The organism is Bradyrhizobium lablabi (assembly GCF_001440475.1).
Taxonomy (GTDB): Bacteria; Pseudomonadota; Alphaproteobacteria; order Rhizobiales; family Xanthobacteraceae; genus Bradyrhizobium; species Bradyrhizobium lablabi.
Genome location: NZ_LLYB01000060.1, coordinates 15,558 through 33,342, shown reverse-complemented (window position 1 = coordinate 33,342; position 17,785 = coordinate 15,558). Strand labels below are relative to the sequence as shown.

The following is a 17,785-nucleotide window of genomic DNA, read 5'->3' as shown; positions in this document are numbered from 1 at the left end:
TTGCGAAATGCCCCCGCTGACCCGACGCCGTATCGTGACCACCCTGCTCGGCCTTGCGATGGCCATGAGCGCTACCGCCGCACTGGCGCAGAAGAAGTACGACACCGGCGCCAGCGACACCGAGATCAAAATCGGCAACATCGTGCCCTATAGCGGCCCGGCGTCGGCCTATGGTGTGGTCGGCAAGGCGATGGGCGCGGTGTTCAAGAAGGTCAACGACGAGGGCGGCATCAATGGCCGCAAGATCAATTTCATCTCCTATGACGACGCCTACTCGCCGCCAAAGGCCGTCGAACAGGCGCGCAAACTGATCGAGAGCGACGAGGTTCTGCTGCTGTTCGGCACGCTCGGGACCCCCTCCAACACTGCGATCCAGAAATACGTCAACGGCAAGAAGGTGCCGCAGCTGTTCGTCGCCACCGGCGCCACCAAGTGGAACGACCCGAAGACGTTTCCCTGGACCATGGGCTGGCTGCCGAGCTACCAGAGCGAGTCGCGCATCTACGCAAAGTATCTCACGAAGGAGAAGCCGGCGACCAGGATCGCCGTGCTCTACCAGAACGACGACATGGGCAAGGACTATCTGAAGGGCCTGAAGGACGGCCTCGCCAAGGAGGCCTCCCGCGTCGTTGGGGAGGAAAGCTACGAGGTGTCGGAGCCGACCATCGACTCGCACGTAGTGCGGATCAAGTCGTCCAATCCGGATGTCGTGGTGTTCTTCACCACGCCGAAGTTCGGCGCCCAGGCGATCAAGAAGCTCGGCGAGATGAACTGGAAGCCGGTCACCATCATCTCCAATGTCAGCGCGTCCACCGCGACCGTGATGCGGCCCGCGGGGCTGGAGAACTCGCAGGGCGTGATCTCGGCCGCCTACGCCAAGGACGCCAGCGATCCCCAGTGGGAAGGCGATGCCGGCATCAAGGCGTTCGACGCGCTGCTGGCCAAATATTTGCCGGAAGTCAATCGCGTCGATTCATCGGCCATGACCGGCTACAACATGGCGACCACCATGGTCGAAGTATTGAAGCGTTGCGGTGATAGTCTGACCCGCGAGAACGTGATGAAGCAGGCTGCGAGCCTGAAGCAGTTCCCGCAAGGCGGGCTGCTGCCGGGCGTCACCATCTCCACCGGGCCGGACGACTTCCAGCCGATCGAGCAATTGCAATTGATGCAGTTCAAGGACGGGCGCTGGCAGTTGTTCGGCGATGTCATCAGCGGCGAACTCGCCCATTAGGACAGGATTGCCATGACCGACCGACGCCCCTTCCTGCGTTCGATCTTCGATGCAGCGGTTGCAGCCGCGCATCCCGACGTCGTGCTGTCGGCGCATCTGCGCCCGGTGCCGAAGCGCAAGGTGATCTGCCTTGCCGCCGGCAAGGGCGCGGCGGCGATGGCGGCCGCGGCCGAACGGCACTACCTCGATACGCTGGGGCTCGATCCGTTACGACTGATTGGGCTTGCCACCACGCGCCATGGCCACGGCGTGCCGACGCGGCGGATCAGGGTGATCGAGGCCGGCCATCCCGTGCCCGACGAAGCCGGGCTGAAGGCTGCCGACGAAACGCTGCGGCTCGCCGCCGAGGCGACCGCGGACGATCTGTTGCTGGTGCTGCTGTCCGGCGGCGGCTCGGCGAACTGGATCGCGCCGGCCGACGGCGTTTCGTTCGCGCAAAAGCAGCAAGTGAACCGCGCGCTTTTGCGCTCGGGCGCGCCGATCGGCGAGATGAACATCGTCCGCAAGCATCTGTCGCGGATCAAGGGCGGCCGGCTGGCCCGCGCCGGACAGCACGCCGCTGAAATCGTGACGCTCGCGATATCCGACGTGCCCCATGACGATCCGTCCGCGATTGCATCGGGACCGACGGTGCCGGATCCGAGCACGCTGGCGGACGCCCGCGCGCTGGTGGCCAAGTACAATCTCACGGTCGACGACGCGGTCAGGCGCGCGCTCGAAGATTCTGGGAATGAGAGCTGCAAGCCCGGCGATCCCGCCTTTGCCCGCGCGCATTTCGAGATGATCGCAAAACCGAAGGCATCGCTCGATGCCGCCATCAAGGTAGCGAAGGACGCGGGATATGAGGTGATCGGCCTCGGCGCGGATCTCGAAGGCGAGGCGCGCGAGGTTGCGGCCGACCATGCGCGGCTGGCGCTGAAGGCGCGCAGCGAAGGCAAGCGCATCGCGATCCTCTCCGGCGGCGAACTCACGGTAACCGTGCGCGGCAATGGCCGCGGCGGTCCCAACCAGGAATATGCGCTGGCGCTGGCGGATCTTCTCAAGGACACGCCCGGCATCGTGGCGCTGGCCGCGGATACCGACGGCGCCGACGGTGGCGCCGGCAGCGCGACCGATCCGGCCGGTGCCGTGATCGATCAGACGACGTTTGCGAAGATGAAATCGCTCGGCCTCGATCCCGCGGCCTATCTCGCCAACAACGACGCCACCGCGTTCTTTTCAGCCACCGGCGATCTCCTGCTTACGGGCCCAACGCTCACCAACGTCAATGACGTCAGGGTGATCCTGGTGGACCCCGCCTAGGTTTTTCGGGCGGTCGCCGGCATCCTGTACGTGCGATAACGGCGTTAACGCTTGGTTGAGCATGTTGCGAGGAACAGGCGTACACCCGCCAGCCTCGAAGCTGCGATTCACCAGCATGGTCTTCTAATGACCCGCTCTCCTGGGGGAGGAGAGCCGCCATCGCGGCCGGGGAAATGCTACATGACGGATCACGGCCAGGTCACGGCCTCGCGGTCGGCGCAGTCGAGCGCGCGGCTCGAAGAGGCGATCAACCATTTGTCGTTCGGAATAGTCATCTTCGACGACAAGCGCGAAGTCGTTTTCTGCAACGGGCGTTACCGGGAAATGTACGGGCTCTCGCCTGAACAGGTGAAGCCGGGCACACCGACCCATGAACTGATCCGACACCGGCTCAATCTCGGCCTGAAGGTGCAGGTCGCAGGAGATGACTACATCCGTGAGCGTGTCGGCCGCGAGATCGCGCTCGACACCACGATGCAGGAATTCACCGACGGCCGGATCATCGCCTACACCGTCTACCCGATACCCGGCGGCGGCGGGATGGCGACCCACGAGGACGTCACCGAACGCGAAGAGATCAATGCGCGGCTGAAGAAGCAATACGAACTCGGCCGTGAGCAGGAAGAGGCCCTGCGCGTCAGGAACTTCCAGTTCGACACCGCGATCAACAACATGTCGCAGGGGCTGTGCTTCTTCGATTCCGGCCACCGCCTGATCGTCTGCAACGATCGCTTTGTCGAGATGTACGATATAGCGCCCGAGCGCGTCAGCCCCGGCATGTCGCTGGTCGAAATCGTCGATCTGCGCTTCGAAGCCGGCAGCTTCCCCGCCATGACGCGGGACGAATATCTGCAGTGGCGTACCAACGTGGCGGTTTCCAACGAAGCGAAAGACAGCATCGTCGAACTGATGAACGGGCGCACCTTCAAGATCCGCCATCGCCCGATGCCGGGCGGCGGCTGGGTCGCGACCCATGAGGACATCACCGAGCAGCGCCAGTCCGAGGTCAAGATCGAATACATGGCGCATCACGACGCGCTGACCGACCTTGCCAACCGCGTGCTGCTGAACGAGCGGCTCGAATATGCGCTGGACAGGATTCAGAACGGTGAAATGGTCGCCGTGCATCATCTCGACCTCGATCAGTTCAAGGCCGTGAACGACACGTTCGGCCATCCCTGCGGCGACAAGCTGCTCCGGATCGTCGCCGACCGCTTGCGCGTCCTCGTCGGCGCGGCCGACACGATCGCGCGGATGGGAGGCGACGAGTTCGTGATCGTACAGGCCGCGATCGCCGATCCCGCCGACGCCACTTCGCTGGCGCAGCGCGCCATCGACGCGCTGAGCGAGCCCTATGACATCGATGGCCAGCAGGCCGTGATCGGCGTCAGCATCGGCATTTCGGTCGGCCCCGGCGACGGATCGAACCCGGACAAATTGTTGCGCAACGCCGACCTCGCGCTTTACCGCGCCAAGAGCGACGGCCGTGGCACGTTCCGCTTCTTCGAGCCCGCGATGGACCTGCAGATGCAGACCCGCCGCATCATGGAGCAGGACCTGCGCAAGGCGCTGCCGGCAGGCGAGTTCGAGCTGCACTATCAGCCGGTCGTCAACCTGGCGAGCAAGGAAATCAGCGGTTTTGAAGCCTTGATACGCTGGAATCATCCGGCCAAGGGGTTGATCTCGCCGGCCACCTTCATTCCATTGGCCGAAGAGATCGGCTTCATCGTGCCGATGGGCGAGTGGGTGATCCGGCAGGCCTGCGCCACCGCGGCGCAATGGCCCGACAACTTTCACGTCGCCGTCAACATTTCAGCGATCCAGTTTCGCAGTCCCGGCCTGATGCAAGTGATCGTCAGCGCGCTCGCCGCTTCCGGCCTTGCGCCCACGCGGCTCGAAATCGAAATCACCGAGACCGTCCTGCTCCACAACAAGGAAGCGACGCTCGCACTGCTGCATCAGTTGCGCGAGCTCGGAATCCGGATCGCGATGGATGATTTCGGCACCGGATATTCGTCGCTGACGTATTTGCAGAGCTTTCCGTTCGACAAGATCAAGATCGACCGTTCGTTCGTCAAGAACATCACCGAGGATTCGAGCTCGCTCAACATCGTGCGGGCGGTTGCCGCGCTCGCCAATGGCATGGGCATGACGGCCACCGCCGAGGGCGTCGAAACCGCGGAGCAGCTCCACAGCATCGCTTCCGAGGGATGCACAGAGATGCAGGGTTTTCTGTTCAGCAAGCCACTTCCCGCCGCCGAGATCGAGCGGCAATTCCTGTCGGGCCGCGGGCCACGCGAAATTCAGGGCCGCATCGTCGCGGCCTGATCGCGTCGCTCAAAACTCCGTCGCGATTTTCGACAGCATTTCGAGCAGCGCGACACGGTTAGCCGGCCCCAGCAATTCGTTGAGCCGCGCCTCGTGCTTAGAGGCAACGAGCTTCTTGGCGCGCGCCAGCACCGCCCTTCCCTTGTCGGTCAAAACCAGGATGTGCGAGCGGCGGTCGTTGGTCGAACGCATCCGCGTGCACAGATCACGGCTCTCCAGCGCGTCCAGCATCGAGACGAAGTTCGGCCGGAGGATGCCGAGCGTATTGGCGATTTCGGTCTGGTTGCGCCCGGGATTGCGGTCGAGCAAAAGCAGCACCGAGAACTGCGCCGGCGTCAGTTGCAGCGGCGCGACGCAATGCAGGAAGTCTTCGAACACCTTGAGCTGCGCACGCTTGAGCGAATAGCCGAGCAGCTCGGCCAGCTCACCCAGTTGCAGCCCGGCATTGTCAGCGCCGCCATCGGCCATCTCCTTGCCACTGCTGCGCGACGGCTTGACGGCATCGGTCGCTGCCTTGGAAACTGTCATGGCGTGAGGCTCGCACCCGGAAAGCGCCTCGGCAGATAGCCGGGGCCTTGATGTTATATTTGATAATTGTTATTGAATATATCAAATATCGGCGCCTTTTCAACTGCCGAGATATGGGACGGCCGGCAGACCACGTGAGGTCAGGACCGGCGACGCTTTTAGGGGGAGCGCCAGTCTTGAATACGACGATCATGCTGTTCCTGCTACAGGACGGCATCACCAATGGCGCGATCTACGCGCTGCTCGGGCTTGCGCTGGTGCTGGTGTTTGCCGTCACGCGCGTCATCCTAATCCCGCAGGGCGAATTCGTCACCTTCGGTGCACTGAGCTACGCCGTGCTGGCGACCGGCAAGGTGCCGGGCACGGCGTGGCTGGCACTTGCCATGGGCGCGGCGGCCTTTGCCCTCGATCTGTTCGACGCGCGGCGATCGCTACGGCTCAAGCGGATTCTGCGCTCCCTTGCCCTCAACATCGCTCTCCCCGCCGCGATCCTGGCCCTGACTTACGGCCTCGCCGGTCCCAGGACGCCGATTGCGGTCAACATCGCGTTGTCGCTCTTGATCGTCGCGGCGATCGGACTGTTCCTCTACCGCATCGCGTTTCAGCCGCTCGCTCATACCTCGGTGCTCGTGCTGCTGATCGCTTCCGTCGGCTGCCATCTCGCGCTGCAGGGCCTCGGGCTGGTGTTCTTCGGCGCCGAAGGTCTGCGCGGCCCGGCGCTGTCGAGCGCGGCGCTGACCATCGGCCCGCTCCGCTTCACCGGCCAGAGCCTTGCAGTCTACGGGCTGACGATCGCCTTCATCGTAGCACTTTGGCTGTTCTTCGGGTTCACGCTGATGGGCAAGGCCCTGCGCGCCACCGCCGTCAACCGCCTAGGCGCCCGACTCGTCGGCATCCGCACCACGCTGTCGGGCCAGATCGCCTTCCTGCTGGCGTCGTTGATTGGCGCGATTTCTGGCATCCTGATCGTGCCGATCACCACGCTCTATTACGACACAGGATTTCTGATCGGCCTGAAAGGTTTCATCGCCGCGATCATTGGTGGCCTCGTCAGCTACCCGCTGACCGCGGTCGCAGCGCTCATCGTCGGCAGCGTCGAGGCGTTCTCCTCGTTCTACGCCAGCAATTTCAAGGAGGTCATCGTCTTCACGCTGATCCTGCCCGTGCTGGTGCTGCGCTCGCTCGCAGCGCCCGCGGTTGAGGAAGAGAAGGACTGACGGCGATGAAGCAGCGAACCCCTCTCCTCATCTTCGCACTCGTCATGGCGGCGATCCCGTTCATTCCGGGCATCCCGCCGTTCTGGATCGTGCTGCTCAACAATATCGGCCTCGCCGCACTGGTGGCGATGGGGCTCGTGCTGCTGACTGGCGTCGGAGGCCTCACCTCATTCGGCCAGGCCGCCTTCTGCGGCTTCGGCGCCTATACCACGGCGGTACTGACCACGGCCTACGGCGTCTCGCCGTGGCTGACGCTGCCGCTCTCGCTTCTGGTCAGCGGCATCGCCGCCGTTCTACTCGGCATCATCACCGTGCGGCTATCGGGCCACTATCTGCCGCTCGGCACCATCGCCTGGGGCATCGGCCTGTTCTATCTGTTCAGCAAGCTGGAATTCCTCGGCCGCAATGACGGCATCTCCGGCATTCCACCACTCTCGATCGGCAACTTCCGCATGCTCGATCCCGGCACGATCTATTTCGCGATCTGGATCGGGGTGCTGGTCTCGGCGTTGCTGACCATGAACCTTTTGGATTCCCGCACCGGCCGGGCGATCCGCGCATTGCGGCGCGGCCATATCGCCGGTGAAGCATTCGGCGTGCAGACGCCGCGCGCCAAGCTGCTGGTGTTCGTTTATGCGGCGGTTCTCGCCGGCCTCTCCGGCTGGCTCTATGCGCATTTCCAGCGCGCGGCCAATCCGACCCCGTTCGGCGCGCATGCCGGCATCGAATATCTCTTCATCGCGGTGGTCGGCGGCGCCGGCTATGTCTGGGGCGCGGTGCTTGGCGCAGGCATCGTCGTGATCCTCAAGGAGATCCTGCAGAGCTACCTGCCCTATGTCTTCGGCGGCCAGAGCCAGCTCGAGACCATCGTGTTCGGCATCCTGCTGGTGGTGCTGCTGCAACTGGCGCCGACCGGCGTCTGGCCCTGGCTGACGGCGCGATTGCCGTTGAAGCCTGCGCGCAAGGAGCCCGATACATCGCTCCCGCTTGCCAAGCGCGAGCGAGCGCCGGCCTCTGCTGGGACGCTGTTGCAGATCGAGAAGGCGCGCAAGCAGTTCGGCGGCGTGATCGCCGTCAACGACGTCTCCTTCGACGTCCAGGCTCGCGAGATCGTCGCCCTGATCGGCCCCAACGGCGCCGGCAAAAGCACCACCTTCAACCTGATCACGGGCGTACTGACCACGACCGGCGGCACCATCTCGGTGCTCGGTCACAAGGTCGACAACGCCCCGCCGCAAGAAGTCGTCAAGCTCGGCGTCGCCCGCACCTTCCAGCATGTCAAGCTGGTGCCCGACATGACCGTGCTGGAGAACGTTGCGATCGGCGCCCATCTGCGAGGGTCCTCGGGCGCCATCTCCAGCATGTTCCGGCTGGACCGCGCCGACGAGGCAAAGCTGCTGGCGGAAGCCGCGCGCCAGATCGAGCGCGTCGGCCTCGGCGACCAGATCGACCAGTTGGCGGGAAGCCTGTCGCTGGGACAGCAGCGCATCGTGGAGATCGCGCGCGCGCTGTGCGTCGATCCGCTGCTGTTGCTGCTCGACGAGCCGGCCGCGGGACTGCGCCACATGGAGAAACAGCGGCTCGCCGCCCTGCTCCGCCAGTTGCGCGACGGCGGCATGTCGGTGCTGCTGGTCGAGCACGACATGGGTTTTGTGATGGATCTCGCCGATCGCGTGGTGGTGCTTGATTTCGGCACCAAGATCGCCGAGGGCACGCCGGCCGCGATCAAGACCAATCCCGACGTGATCAAGGCCTATCTCGGAGCTACCGCATGAGCGCGCTGTTATCGGTCTCCGACGCCCATGTTTCCTACGGCAAGGTCGAAGCCGTGCGCTCGGTGTCGCTCGACGTCGCCGACAACGAGATCGTCACCATCATCGGCGCCAACGGCGCCGGCAAGACCACGCTATTGAACGCCATCATGGGCGTGCTGCCGCTCAAGGGCACCACCGCCTTCGCCGGTATGGACATGGCCGCGCTCGACATCGAGGACCGCGTCGCAGCAGGGCTCAGCCTCGTGCCCGAGCACCGCGAATTGTTCGGCACCATGAATGTCGAGGACAATCTGCTGCTCGGGGCCTTCCGGATTCCGAAGGCGACGGCGGCACAATCGTTCGAGCGCGTCTATGCGCTGTTTCCGCGGCTGAAGGAGCGGCGCAAGCAATTGGCCGGCACGCTGTCCGGCGGCGAGCAGCAGATGCTGGCGATGGGCCGCGCGCTGATGGGCGCGCCAAAGCTGCTCATGCTGGACGAACCGAGCCTGGGGCTCGCGCCGATCATCGTCGCCGACATCTTCCGCACCATCGGCGAACTGCGCGCCGCCGGGGTCTCGGTGCTCCTGATCGAGCAGAACGCGCAAGCCGCCCTCAAGATCGCCGACCGCGCCTATGTTATGGAACTCGGGGAATTCATCCTGTCGGGATCGGCGAGCGATATTGCGAGCAACCAGCGCGTCGCGGCGAGCTATCTCGGCTTCCAGCACGAAGGCGCGAGCGAAATTTAGGCGCGGCACGCACTACTTTTACTTACACAATCTTAAGCATGATATGAGTTCCGCCCCTATCGGGTGAGTTGCACAACTTCCTGAACGCTCGCGATCTCCTAATTTGCAGTACTGCAAACCACTTTCCGCCCGACGCCGGGCGTCGAGGGCGGCTGGGGGATTACAAGGTCAGACGATGCGCGCCTCCGATTACCCTGATGTCGAGACCACCGAATTCCTGCTGGCGGCGCTTGAGCAGGCCAGCGAGGCTGTCGTCATTGTCGACGCTGATCTGCATGTAAGCCATTTCAACGCCGCGGCGGAATCGATCTGGGGTGTCGCCCGTGCGGATATCCTGGGTCTCGATGCAAGCTGTCTTGGTCTCGCGGACCTGCAGCCGCACTCTGAAATCACCATCCCGCGCAGCGACGGCACCCGGCTTCGGGCATCCGTATCGGTCTCGCGCGTCGAGATCGGCGGCCGAAGCAGCTACATGGTTTTCGTTCGCGACATCACGACCGAGGTCGAACGGCGCGAGCGGATCGCGCTGTTGAACCTGGTGGCCGACAAGACCACGCGCGCGGTCGTCGTCACCGATCGGGCCTTGCGCGTCGTCTATACCAATGCGGCGTTCTCCGGCGTTTTCGGATACTCGGCCGCGGAGGCGCAGGGACGGCAGGCCAATGAGTTGCTCGCCGGGCAGCTCACCGACCGCAAGACCCTGGCGAGGTTGCGCCGCCGCATCTGCGACGGACGCGGCGACGAGGAGGAGATCCTCGCCTACGACAGGGATGGCAATGAGATCTGGGTCTCGGCCACGGTCAAGGCGTTCCGTAACGATCGCGGCCGCATCAAATACGTGTTCGCCCTGCTCAGCGATATCTCCGAGAGCAAGCAACTGCGGTCGCTGCAGCAACTCATCATGGGCGCGCTGGCCGACGAACTTCCGCTCACCGAGATCGCCGACCGGCTTTGCCGGCGCGTGGAAGTCATTGCACCCGATGTCGTTGCTTCAGTATTGCACGTCGACTCCGACGGATTGGTGCATCCGCTGGGAGGCCCCAGCCTGCCCGACGACTACTGCCGCGCGCTCGAAGGTGTCGCCATCGGTCCGAACATCGGCTCGTGCGGGTCGGCTGCGTATTACGGCACGCCGGTACTGGCCGAAGATCTCGACACCGATCCGCGCTGGCAGCCGTTCAAGACGAGGCCGCTCGCGGTCGGCCTGAAGGCCTGCTGGTCGACGCCGATCAAGGCCAAGGACGGCCGCGTGATCGGAACCTTTGCCTTCTATTTCCGGGAGCACCGCGCCCCGAGCCGCTGGCATCAGCGCATCGTCGACGCCTGCGTTCAGCTTGGTGCGCTGGCGATCGAGCGCAAGGAGGCGCGCGCCCAGATCGCCCGCCTCGCCTATCACGACATGCTGACCGGGCTGCCGAACCGCGCGCAATTCCGCCAACTGGTCAACCAGGCAATCGACGATGGCCAGGGCAAGCAGCTTGCGCTGATCTTTCTCGATCTCGATCACTTCAAGGACGTCAACGACACGCTCGGGCACTCGGCCGGCGACGCGCTGCTTGTCGAATTTGCCAAACGCCTGCGCGCCCGCATCCAGCCGACCGACCTGCTGGGACGACTGAGCGGCGACGAGTTCGTCATCGTCCTGCCGAATTGCGACCCGGCCCGCGCTTCGTTGTTCGCCTCCAACATCACCGCGGCGCTGACCTCGCCGATATGGATCGACAACCGCCAGGTGCCGATTTCCGCCAGCATGGGCATCAGCATCTATCCGGACAACGCGACCGACATCGATACCTTGATGCAGCAGGCCGACGCGGCGATGCACCAGGCCAAGCAGGCCGGCCGTTCGACACACCGCTTTTTCAGCGCCGACATGAACCGGCTCGCCGAGCAACGGCTCGTCTTCAGCACGGCGCTCCGCCAGGCCATCGCCAATGACGGATTGAGGCTCGTCTATCAACCGCAGACCCGAACCGTCGACAGCGCGCTTTACGGCGTCGAGGCGCTGTCGCGCTGGCATGATCCCGAGCTCGGCGAGGTCCCGCCCTCGAGATTCATCCCGCTGGCCGAGGAGGTCGGCCTGATCGAGCAGATCGGCCTGTGGTCGATCCGCGAGGCCTGCCGGCAGATGGCCGCGTGGCGCCGCGCCGGACTGGACGTGCCCTGCGTGGCCGTCAACCTGTCGCCGCTCAATTTCCAGAACGCGAAGCTCGCGGCCGTGGTGGCTGAGACCATCGCGGCCAACGGCCTGCCGCCGGAAGCCTTGATGCTCGAGATCACCGAGGGCGTGCTCGTCAACGAGCGTACGGTCGCGATCGAGACCATGAATGCGATCCGCAAGCTTGGCGTCGGCCTGTCGCTGGACGATTTCGGGACCGGCTATTCGAGCCTGAGCCGGCTGGCGCATCTGCCGATCCGCGAATTGAAGATCGATCGCAGCTTCATGCGCAACATCGAGCGCGACGCCAGCGCGCTCGCGGTCGCGACCGCCGTCGTCCGTGTCGGCCAGAGCTTGAAGATGGCCGTGGTCGCCGAAGGCGTCGAGACCGAGGGGCAGCGCAAGCTGTTGGCCGGACTCGGCTGCGACGTCGTGCAGGGATATCTCTGCGCGCGTCCGATGGCGCCACAAGCGTTCGAGCGATGGCTGGTCGAGCATGCCGCCGAGCAAGCGCGGGCGATGCGCAAGAATGTCGATGAAGCCCGTTCGCAGCCGAAGCCGTCGTTGCTGGTCGCGTCGACGGGCGGTTAGCTGTCGGGTGGGCAAAGGCGCGCTAGCGCCGTGCCGACGATCTCTCCCATTCGCCGCTCCATGGTGGGCACGCTATCGCTTTGCCCACCCTCCCATACTGTCCGACCTCATCCTGAAGAGGCGCGTCAGCGCCGTCTCGAAGGATGAATGGCACGAGCCGGGCCTCATGGTTCGAGACGGCGCTTGCGCGCCTCCTCACCATGAGGGTTGCCAGCCTACTTCGCCGGGACGTACTTTCCGTCCTTCACCGTCAAAATGATGCGCGAGCGGTCGTCGAGGCCGTAGCGATCCTTTTCGGTGAAGTTGTAGACGCCCTGGCTGGCCGCGATTTCTTTCTCCGAGATCAGCGCCAGGCGGATCGCTTCGCGGAATTCCGGCGTTCCGGGCTTCGCCGTCTTCAGCGCCACCGGCACCACGCGCTTGAGCACTTCGAAGGCGTCGTAGGAGTGGCCGGCGAACTGGCTGCGGCTGTTGGCGCCATACTTGGCTTCATAGGCGGCATTGAGCGCAAGACCCGGCTTCTTAGTCAGCGCGCTATCGGGCTGCGATTCCGGCGACATCACCGGACCCGAGGCCATGATGACGCCCTCGGCCGCTGGACCCGCGATGCGGATGAAGTCCATGCTGGCGGCGCCGTGGGTCTGATAGATCAGGCCCTTGTAGCCGCGCTCGCGCAGCGTGGTCTGCGGCAGCGCCGCGGCGGTGCCGGAGGCGCCGACGAGAACGGCGTCGGGATTGGCGGCGACGAGCTTCAACACCTGGCCCGCCACCGACGTATCCGGGCGCGCAAAGCGTTCCTCGGTCGCCAGCGTCATGCCCATCGGGATCGCCTGGGCCTTGAAGTCGTTGAACCAGAGATCGCCGTAGGAATCGGAGTAACCGATATAGCCAACGCTCTTGATGCCGTGCGCCTTCATGTGCTCGTACAGCACCTTGCCCATGATCGGGATCGGCTGCGGCATCGCGACCGACCACTTGACGCGCGCTTCGGTGATCGGGAACGGCGCGAGGCCGATATGCGGAATGCCCGCCTCGTTGGCAACGGTTGCCACCGCGACCGTCGAAGGCGTCGTCGACGAGCCCATGATGATGTCGGCCTTGGACTCGGTGACGAAGCGCCGCGTATTGGTGGTCGCCGTTGTCGGATCACCGCCGTCATCGAGCGTGATGATCTTGATCGGCACGCCGCCGATTTCCTTCGGCACGAAGTCGAGCGAGTTGCGTTCGGGAATGCCGAGCGCCGCCGCCGGGCCGGTAGTGGTGATGGAAATGCCGACCACGATCTCGTTGGTCTGCGCGACCACCGGCGACCCCGCCAGAACGAGCGCCGCTACGGCGGAAGCTGCGGACAGAAAGGCCTTCTTCATTCATTCCTCCCTTGATTATCTCTTTATTGTCTTAAGCAAAACTCGTTGGACTATTCAGCCCCTTCTTTAGGTCATGCCGGGAACTTAGTCAGCCCCCGGGACATCGAGTCAGCCCCGCATGAACCGCTCGATGATCTCCGGCGGCATCGGCGCCGATTTCAGCTTCGCCGGATCGTCCGGATGCTTGCCGACCAGCACGCGGGTCTCGAACGCCTCGATCGCCAACGCATCGCCCTTGAACACGTTATGGACCACCTCGAAGCTGGAGCGCTTGAAGCTCTCGATCCGGCTTTCGATCCTGATCCAGTCGCCATGGGTGGAGGGGATATGGAATTTCGCCCGCGTGTCCACCATGGGGATGCCGACCAGGCCGTATTTGTGGATGATGTCCTGTTTCGAGAAGCCGGCGGCCTCGAACATGATCGAGGTCGAATCGTCGAACATCGCGAAGTAACGCGGGTAGTAGACGATGTTGGCGGGGTCGCAATCGCCCCACTGGATCTGCACGTCGCGCCGGTTGACGAACATGGATTACCCCCGGTCATGATACGATTTTACAGGTCGCATCATGATCTCCTTTCCTTGTTTACGTATGAAATCCGCTTCGCACTTTCTAGCGATCATGCGCTAGCGCGGCGCCATGCGGAGCGCGGCATCGAGCCGCACCACTTCGCCATTGAGATACGGGTTGTCGATCATGTGCAGCGCCAGCGAGGCAAACTCGTCGGCCTGACCGAGCCGGCGCGGGAACGGGATCGCGGCCGCGAGCGAATCCTGCGCTTCCTGCGGCAGGTTGGCGAGCAGCGGCGTGAGGAACAGGCCGGGTGCGATCGTCAGCACGCGGATGCCGAACTGCGCCAATTCGCGCGCGATCGGCAACGTCATGGCGACGATGCCGCCCTTGGAAGCCGAATAGGCCGACTGACCGATCTGGCCGTCATAGGCCGCGACCGAGGCGGTGGAGATCACCACGCCGCGCTCGCCGGTCGCAAGCGGCTCCAGCTTCGACATCGGCGCCGTCGCCAGCCGCAGCATGTTGAACGAGCCGATCAGATTGACCTTGATCACCTTGTCGAAATCGCCGAGCGCCATCGGGCCGTCCTTGCCGATCACGCGCTTGGCAACGCCTATGCCGGCGCAGTTCACCAGCACGCGCGCCGGACCGTGGACCGCCTCTGCCTTGGCGATGGCCGCCTCGGCCGAGGCTGCATCTGAAACGTCGCAGATCACGGCTGTGCCGCCGATCTCGGCGGCGACAGACTCCGCAAGCTTGGCGTTGAGATCGCAGACCGCGACCTTGGCGCCCTGCGCCGCGAGCCGGCGCGCGGTCGCTGCGCCCAATCCCGATGCACCACCGGTGACGATGGCGGCTTGATCCTTCAACTGCATGGTGCTCTCCCTACGAAACGCTTGTTCGACTTCAGTACAGCGTGATCACCCGTGCCGGCGGCGCGGGCGAGTAAATCTCCTCGATCAGCGCGCTGCGGTTCTCCAGAACCGCGCGCTGGTTGATCGAGCCCTTGTCGGTGACCTCGCCGCGGTCGATCGACAGCGGCGTATCGAGCAGCACCGCGCGCACGATCCGGGTCGACGAGCCTGTCGCACCCGCCAGCAACTGCTGAAAGCGTTCGCGGAAAGCCGCCACGATCAGCGGATCGGACGCCACAGCGGCGAGATCATCGGATGGAAGCGTCGGATTGATCAGGCGGCAGCCGTCGAGATCGAGCACCACCAGCGCCGAGATTTCGTCGCGGTTGATGCCGGCAATGACGACGTCGCGCACCAGCGGCGCGCAGGCCGCGACGAAGCGCGCCCGCAACGGGCCGACGCTGACCCAGGTGCCGCTGGCGAGCTTGAAGTCTTCGCCGATGCGGCCATCGAAATCGAAACCGGCGTCGAAATTATCTGCAACGGCCGGCTTGAGCGCATCGCCAAGCTTGTAAAAGCCTTCCTCGTCGAAACACTTCGCCGTGATATCAGGCTGACGCCAATAGCCCGGCATCACGTTCGGCCCCTTGGCGCGAACCTCGAGCTTGCCATTGTTGGGTACGAGCTTCGCGTCGTTGCCCAGCACCGGCAACCCGACATGGCCGGAGCGGCTGGTGTGCGGATTGACCGACATGAAGAACGGCGCGGTCTCGGTGGCGCCAAGCCCGGTCAGCATCGGCACGCGATAGCCGGTTTCGCGAACGGACAAGTCGTCGAGGCTGTTCCAGACGAAGGCCGAGAGCGCGGCACCCGAGAAGAACATGGCATGGAGGCGGGCGAAGAATTTTTTGCGCAAGGCTGCATCGTCGCGCAGATAGGGCAATAGCGATTCATAGCCCTTGGGCACGTTGAAATAGACCGTCGGCGAAATCTCCTGGAGATTGCGCACGGTCTCCTCGATGCCGCCGGGCATCGGCTTGCCCTCGTCGAGATACATCGAGCCGCCATTGTACAGCGTCAGCCCGATATTGTGATTGCCGCCAAAGGTGTGATTCCACGGCAGCCAGTCGACGATAACCGGCGGCTCGTCCTTCAGGAAGGCCAGCGTATCGCGCAGCATCACCTGGTTGGCGCAGATCATGCGCTGGGTGTTGATGACGGCTTTTGGATTGCCGGTCGAACCTGATGTCAGCAGGAACTTTGCGATCGTGTCCGGGCCGATGGCATCGTGGACAGCGTCAAGGCGCGGATGCAGCGGCGTCGCCATCAGATCGGCCAGGCTAGTCACCTCACGTCTCGCCACCGTGCCGCGCGAGGCCGCGATCTCGGTGCCGGGGGACACGTTGGCCGTGAGCGCATCGGCGAATTTCGTGGCGTCGTCGGCGAAGACGAGGCCGGGTGTCAGCAGTTTCATCAGATAGCTGAGCTTGCCGTAATCGCGCGACACCAGCGAATAGGCCGGCGATACCGGGCAGAAGGGAATGCCGGCATAGAGCGCGCCGAACGCGACCAGCGCATGGTCGATCGAATTGCCGGACAGGATGACCACGGGCCGCTCGGCGGAGAGCCCACGCGCGAGCAATGCGGAGGCGATATGCCGCGATGACGTCAATAGCTCGGCATAGGTGATCTGCCGCCAGCCGCGCGCGGCGTTGCGCTCCGCCATGAAGACGCGATCGGGCGCGCTTGCTGCCCAATGATGCAGCCGGTCGGTGATGCGCACCGGATAGTCGGTAAGTTGCGCCTTCGGGCGCAGATAGATGGTGCCGTCGTCGCGGCGCTCGATATGCACCGCAGGCGTGCCGAACGAGATCGGACGCAGCGGGTGATTTTCGCGCGCGGCTGAATCGGTCGAGGCGGACATCGAGGGCGTGGCGCTCATGTCAGGTCGGCTTCACCTTTGCGGTCTTGTGGTCGAGAAACGCGCGAATGCGGCGTTTGGCTTCCTTGTCGCTTTGCGCCACCGTCGCCATCAGGGATTCCATCAGAAGACCGGTTTGCGGATTGGCCTCCGCGATCATCGGCAATGCCTGCAGCACCGCAAAGTTGGTCAGCGGCGCATTCGCCGCGACGCGCTCCGCAAGCTCCAGCGCCTTGAGCAGCGCGCCACCGGCCTCGGTGAGGTATTGCGAGAAGCCATAGGCCGAGCCTTCGGTCGCCGAATAGACCCGCCCGGTGAGCATCATGTCGACCATCCGCGCCACGCCGATCAGCCGCGGCAACCGCACCGATCCGCCGCCGCCGACGAAAATGCCGCGCTGGCCTTCGGGCAGCGCGAAATAGGCGGATGGTTCGGCGACACGGATATGCGCCGCGCAGGCCAGTTCCAGCCCGCCGCCGATCACCGCGCCCTTCAGCGCCGCGATCACGGGAACGCGGCTGTACTGGATGCGGTCGAACACCCGGTGCCACATCTGGGAATGCAGCAGGCCGCCGGTCGCATCGTGCTCGGTGAGTTCGGACAAATCGAGGCCGGAGGAGAAGTGATCGCCGACGCCGTGGATGACCACAGCCCCGACGTCGTCAGGCAGGCTGGAGAAACAATCCTGGATCGCCAGGATGATGCCGTCGTTCAGCGCATTGCGCTTGGCCGGACGGTTGAGGCCGACGGTCAGCACCGCGCCCTTCTGCTCGATCTTGAGCAGGTCGGATTGACCCGCTGATGCGGTGGAGCCGGCGTTTCCCATGGGCGTATATTACTTCCTCTGCAGAATAGTTATATTTTATAACGATTTCGGGAGGAGTCAAGGCGGGCTGTCGGGGAGGCATTGGTTTTAGGGCCGTAGCCCGGATGAGCGAAGCGATATCCGGGGCGGTGTGAGAGTGGACCCGGATGTCGCTGCGCTCATCCGGGCTACAGATTCCGTGGGCACCGGTCCCTCCCCGTCATTGCGAGCGCAGCGAAGCAATCCATGCCTCAGCACGGGGATAGATGGATTGCTTCGCTGCGCTCGCAATGACGCAGACACAGTTTCGCGTTCTCGCGACGTATCCGCCCGAGGTTTGCATCTGATGTTCTCTCCCCGAATAAGGGAGCAGGGAATGCCGGGTGCTTGCTGCACCCGCGGTCTCGTGTGCAATGGGTGTAGAAAAATGCGCACACGAGCATACAGGTACAGCCGAGGCACG

The 17,785-nt window shown here is 64.1% G+C and carries 13 protein-coding genes; 7 read left to right on the top strand and 6 right to left on the bottom strand.

The genetic code is table 11. The features are described 5' to 3' along the window. Positions 1 to 58: 58 nt before the first annotated feature. The 3 genes from CQ14_RS13040 (at position 59) to CQ14_RS13030 (ending at position 4,864) form a co-directional block, all read left to right on the top strand. The gene (locus tag CQ14_RS13040) at positions 59 to 1,234 is read left to right on the top strand and encodes an ABC transporter substrate-binding protein (protein WP_430650175.1); all 1,176 of its coding nucleotides are present in this window, start codon (positions 59 to 61) and stop codon (positions 1,232 to 1,234) included. A 12-nt stretch (positions 1,235 to 1,246) separates the two neighbouring features. Then, positions 1,247 to 2,536 carry a glycerate kinase type-2 family protein gene (locus CQ14_RS13035; protein ID WP_057858289.1) on the top strand — a complete coding sequence of 430 codons (1,290 nt, stop codon included), beginning with the start codon at positions 1,247 to 1,249 and terminating at the stop codon, positions 2,534 to 2,536. Between the two features lie 180 nt (positions 2,537 to 2,716). Next, entirely contained in the window at positions 2,717 to 4,864 is a 2,148-nt protein-coding gene (locus tag CQ14_RS13030) for a sensor domain-containing protein (RefSeq protein WP_057858288.1), read from the top strand. A 9-nt stretch (positions 4,865 to 4,873) separates the two neighbouring features. On the opposite strand, the gene CQ14_RS13025 is transcribed toward CQ14_RS13030, so the two are convergent. Beyond that, positions 4,874 to 5,332 carry a MarR family winged helix-turn-helix transcriptional regulator gene (locus CQ14_RS13025; RefSeq protein WP_245320340.1) on the bottom strand — a complete coding sequence of 153 codons (459 nt, stop codon included), beginning with the start codon at positions 5,330 to 5,332 and terminating at the stop codon, positions 4,874 to 4,876. A gap of 236 nt (positions 5,333 to 5,568) precedes the next feature. Between CQ14_RS13025 and CQ14_RS13020 the strand changes: the two genes are divergently transcribed. From CQ14_RS13020 to CQ14_RS13005, 4 genes are all read left to right on the top strand, one after another. After that, positions 5,569 to 6,609, top strand: coding sequence for a branched-chain amino acid ABC transporter permease (locus tag CQ14_RS13020; protein WP_057858286.1), 1,041 nt, complete (start codon positions 5,569 to 5,571; stop codon positions 6,607 to 6,609). Between the two features lie 5 nt (positions 6,610 to 6,614). Next, the gene (locus CQ14_RS13015) at positions 6,615 to 8,384 is read left to right on the top strand and encodes a branched-chain amino acid ABC transporter ATP-binding protein/permease (RefSeq protein WP_057858285.1); all 1,770 of its coding nucleotides are present in this window, start codon (positions 6,615 to 6,617) and stop codon (positions 8,382 to 8,384) included. Continuing rightward, on the top strand, positions 8,381 to 9,112 hold the full coding sequence (locus CQ14_RS13010) for an ABC transporter ATP-binding protein (protein ID WP_057858284.1): 732 nt from the start codon (positions 8,381 to 8,383) through the stop codon (positions 9,110 to 9,112). Before CQ14_RS13015 ends, CQ14_RS13010 begins: the two co-directional genes overlap by 4 nt. Positions 9,113 to 9,287: 175 nt before the next feature. Next, positions 9,288 to 11,861 carry an EAL domain-containing protein gene (locus CQ14_RS13005; RefSeq protein WP_057858283.1) on the top strand — a complete coding sequence of 858 codons (2,574 nt, stop codon included), beginning with the start codon at positions 9,288 to 9,290 and terminating at the stop codon, positions 11,859 to 11,861. Between the two features lie 215 nt (positions 11,862 to 12,076). On the opposite strand, the gene CQ14_RS13000 is transcribed toward CQ14_RS13005, so the two are convergent. The 5 genes from CQ14_RS13000 to CQ14_RS12980 form a co-directional block, all read right to left on the bottom strand. After that, a complete protein-coding gene (locus tag CQ14_RS13000) occupies positions 12,077 to 13,228 on the bottom strand; it encodes an ABC transporter substrate-binding protein (RefSeq protein WP_057858282.1) in 1,152 nt (383 codons plus the stop codon). A gap of 108 nt (positions 13,229 to 13,336) precedes the next feature. Continuing rightward, positions 13,337 to 13,756, bottom strand: coding sequence for an acyl-CoA thioesterase (locus CQ14_RS12995; protein WP_057858281.1), 420 nt, complete (start codon positions 13,754 to 13,756; stop codon positions 13,337 to 13,339). 99 nt (positions 13,757 to 13,855) lie between these two features. Beyond that, the gene (locus CQ14_RS12990; RefSeq protein WP_057858280.1) at positions 13,856 to 14,617 is read right to left on the bottom strand and encodes an SDR family NAD(P)-dependent oxidoreductase; all 762 of its coding nucleotides are present in this window, start codon (positions 14,615 to 14,617) and stop codon (positions 13,856 to 13,858) included. A 31-nt stretch (positions 14,618 to 14,648) separates the two neighbouring features. Then, complete coding sequence (locus tag CQ14_RS12985; protein ID WP_057858279.1) at positions 14,649 to 16,538, bottom strand: feruloyl-CoA synthase; 1,890 nt, start codon at positions 16,536 to 16,538, stop codon at positions 14,649 to 14,651. A 1-nt stretch (position 16,539) separates the two neighbouring features. Continuing rightward, positions 16,540 to 17,343 (bottom strand): crotonase/enoyl-CoA hydratase family protein, encoded by an 804-nt coding sequence (locus CQ14_RS12980; protein ID WP_057858278.1) that lies wholly within the window; start codon positions 17,341 to 17,343, stop codon positions 16,540 to 16,542. Between the last annotated feature and the right edge of the window lie 442 nt (positions 17,344 to 17,785).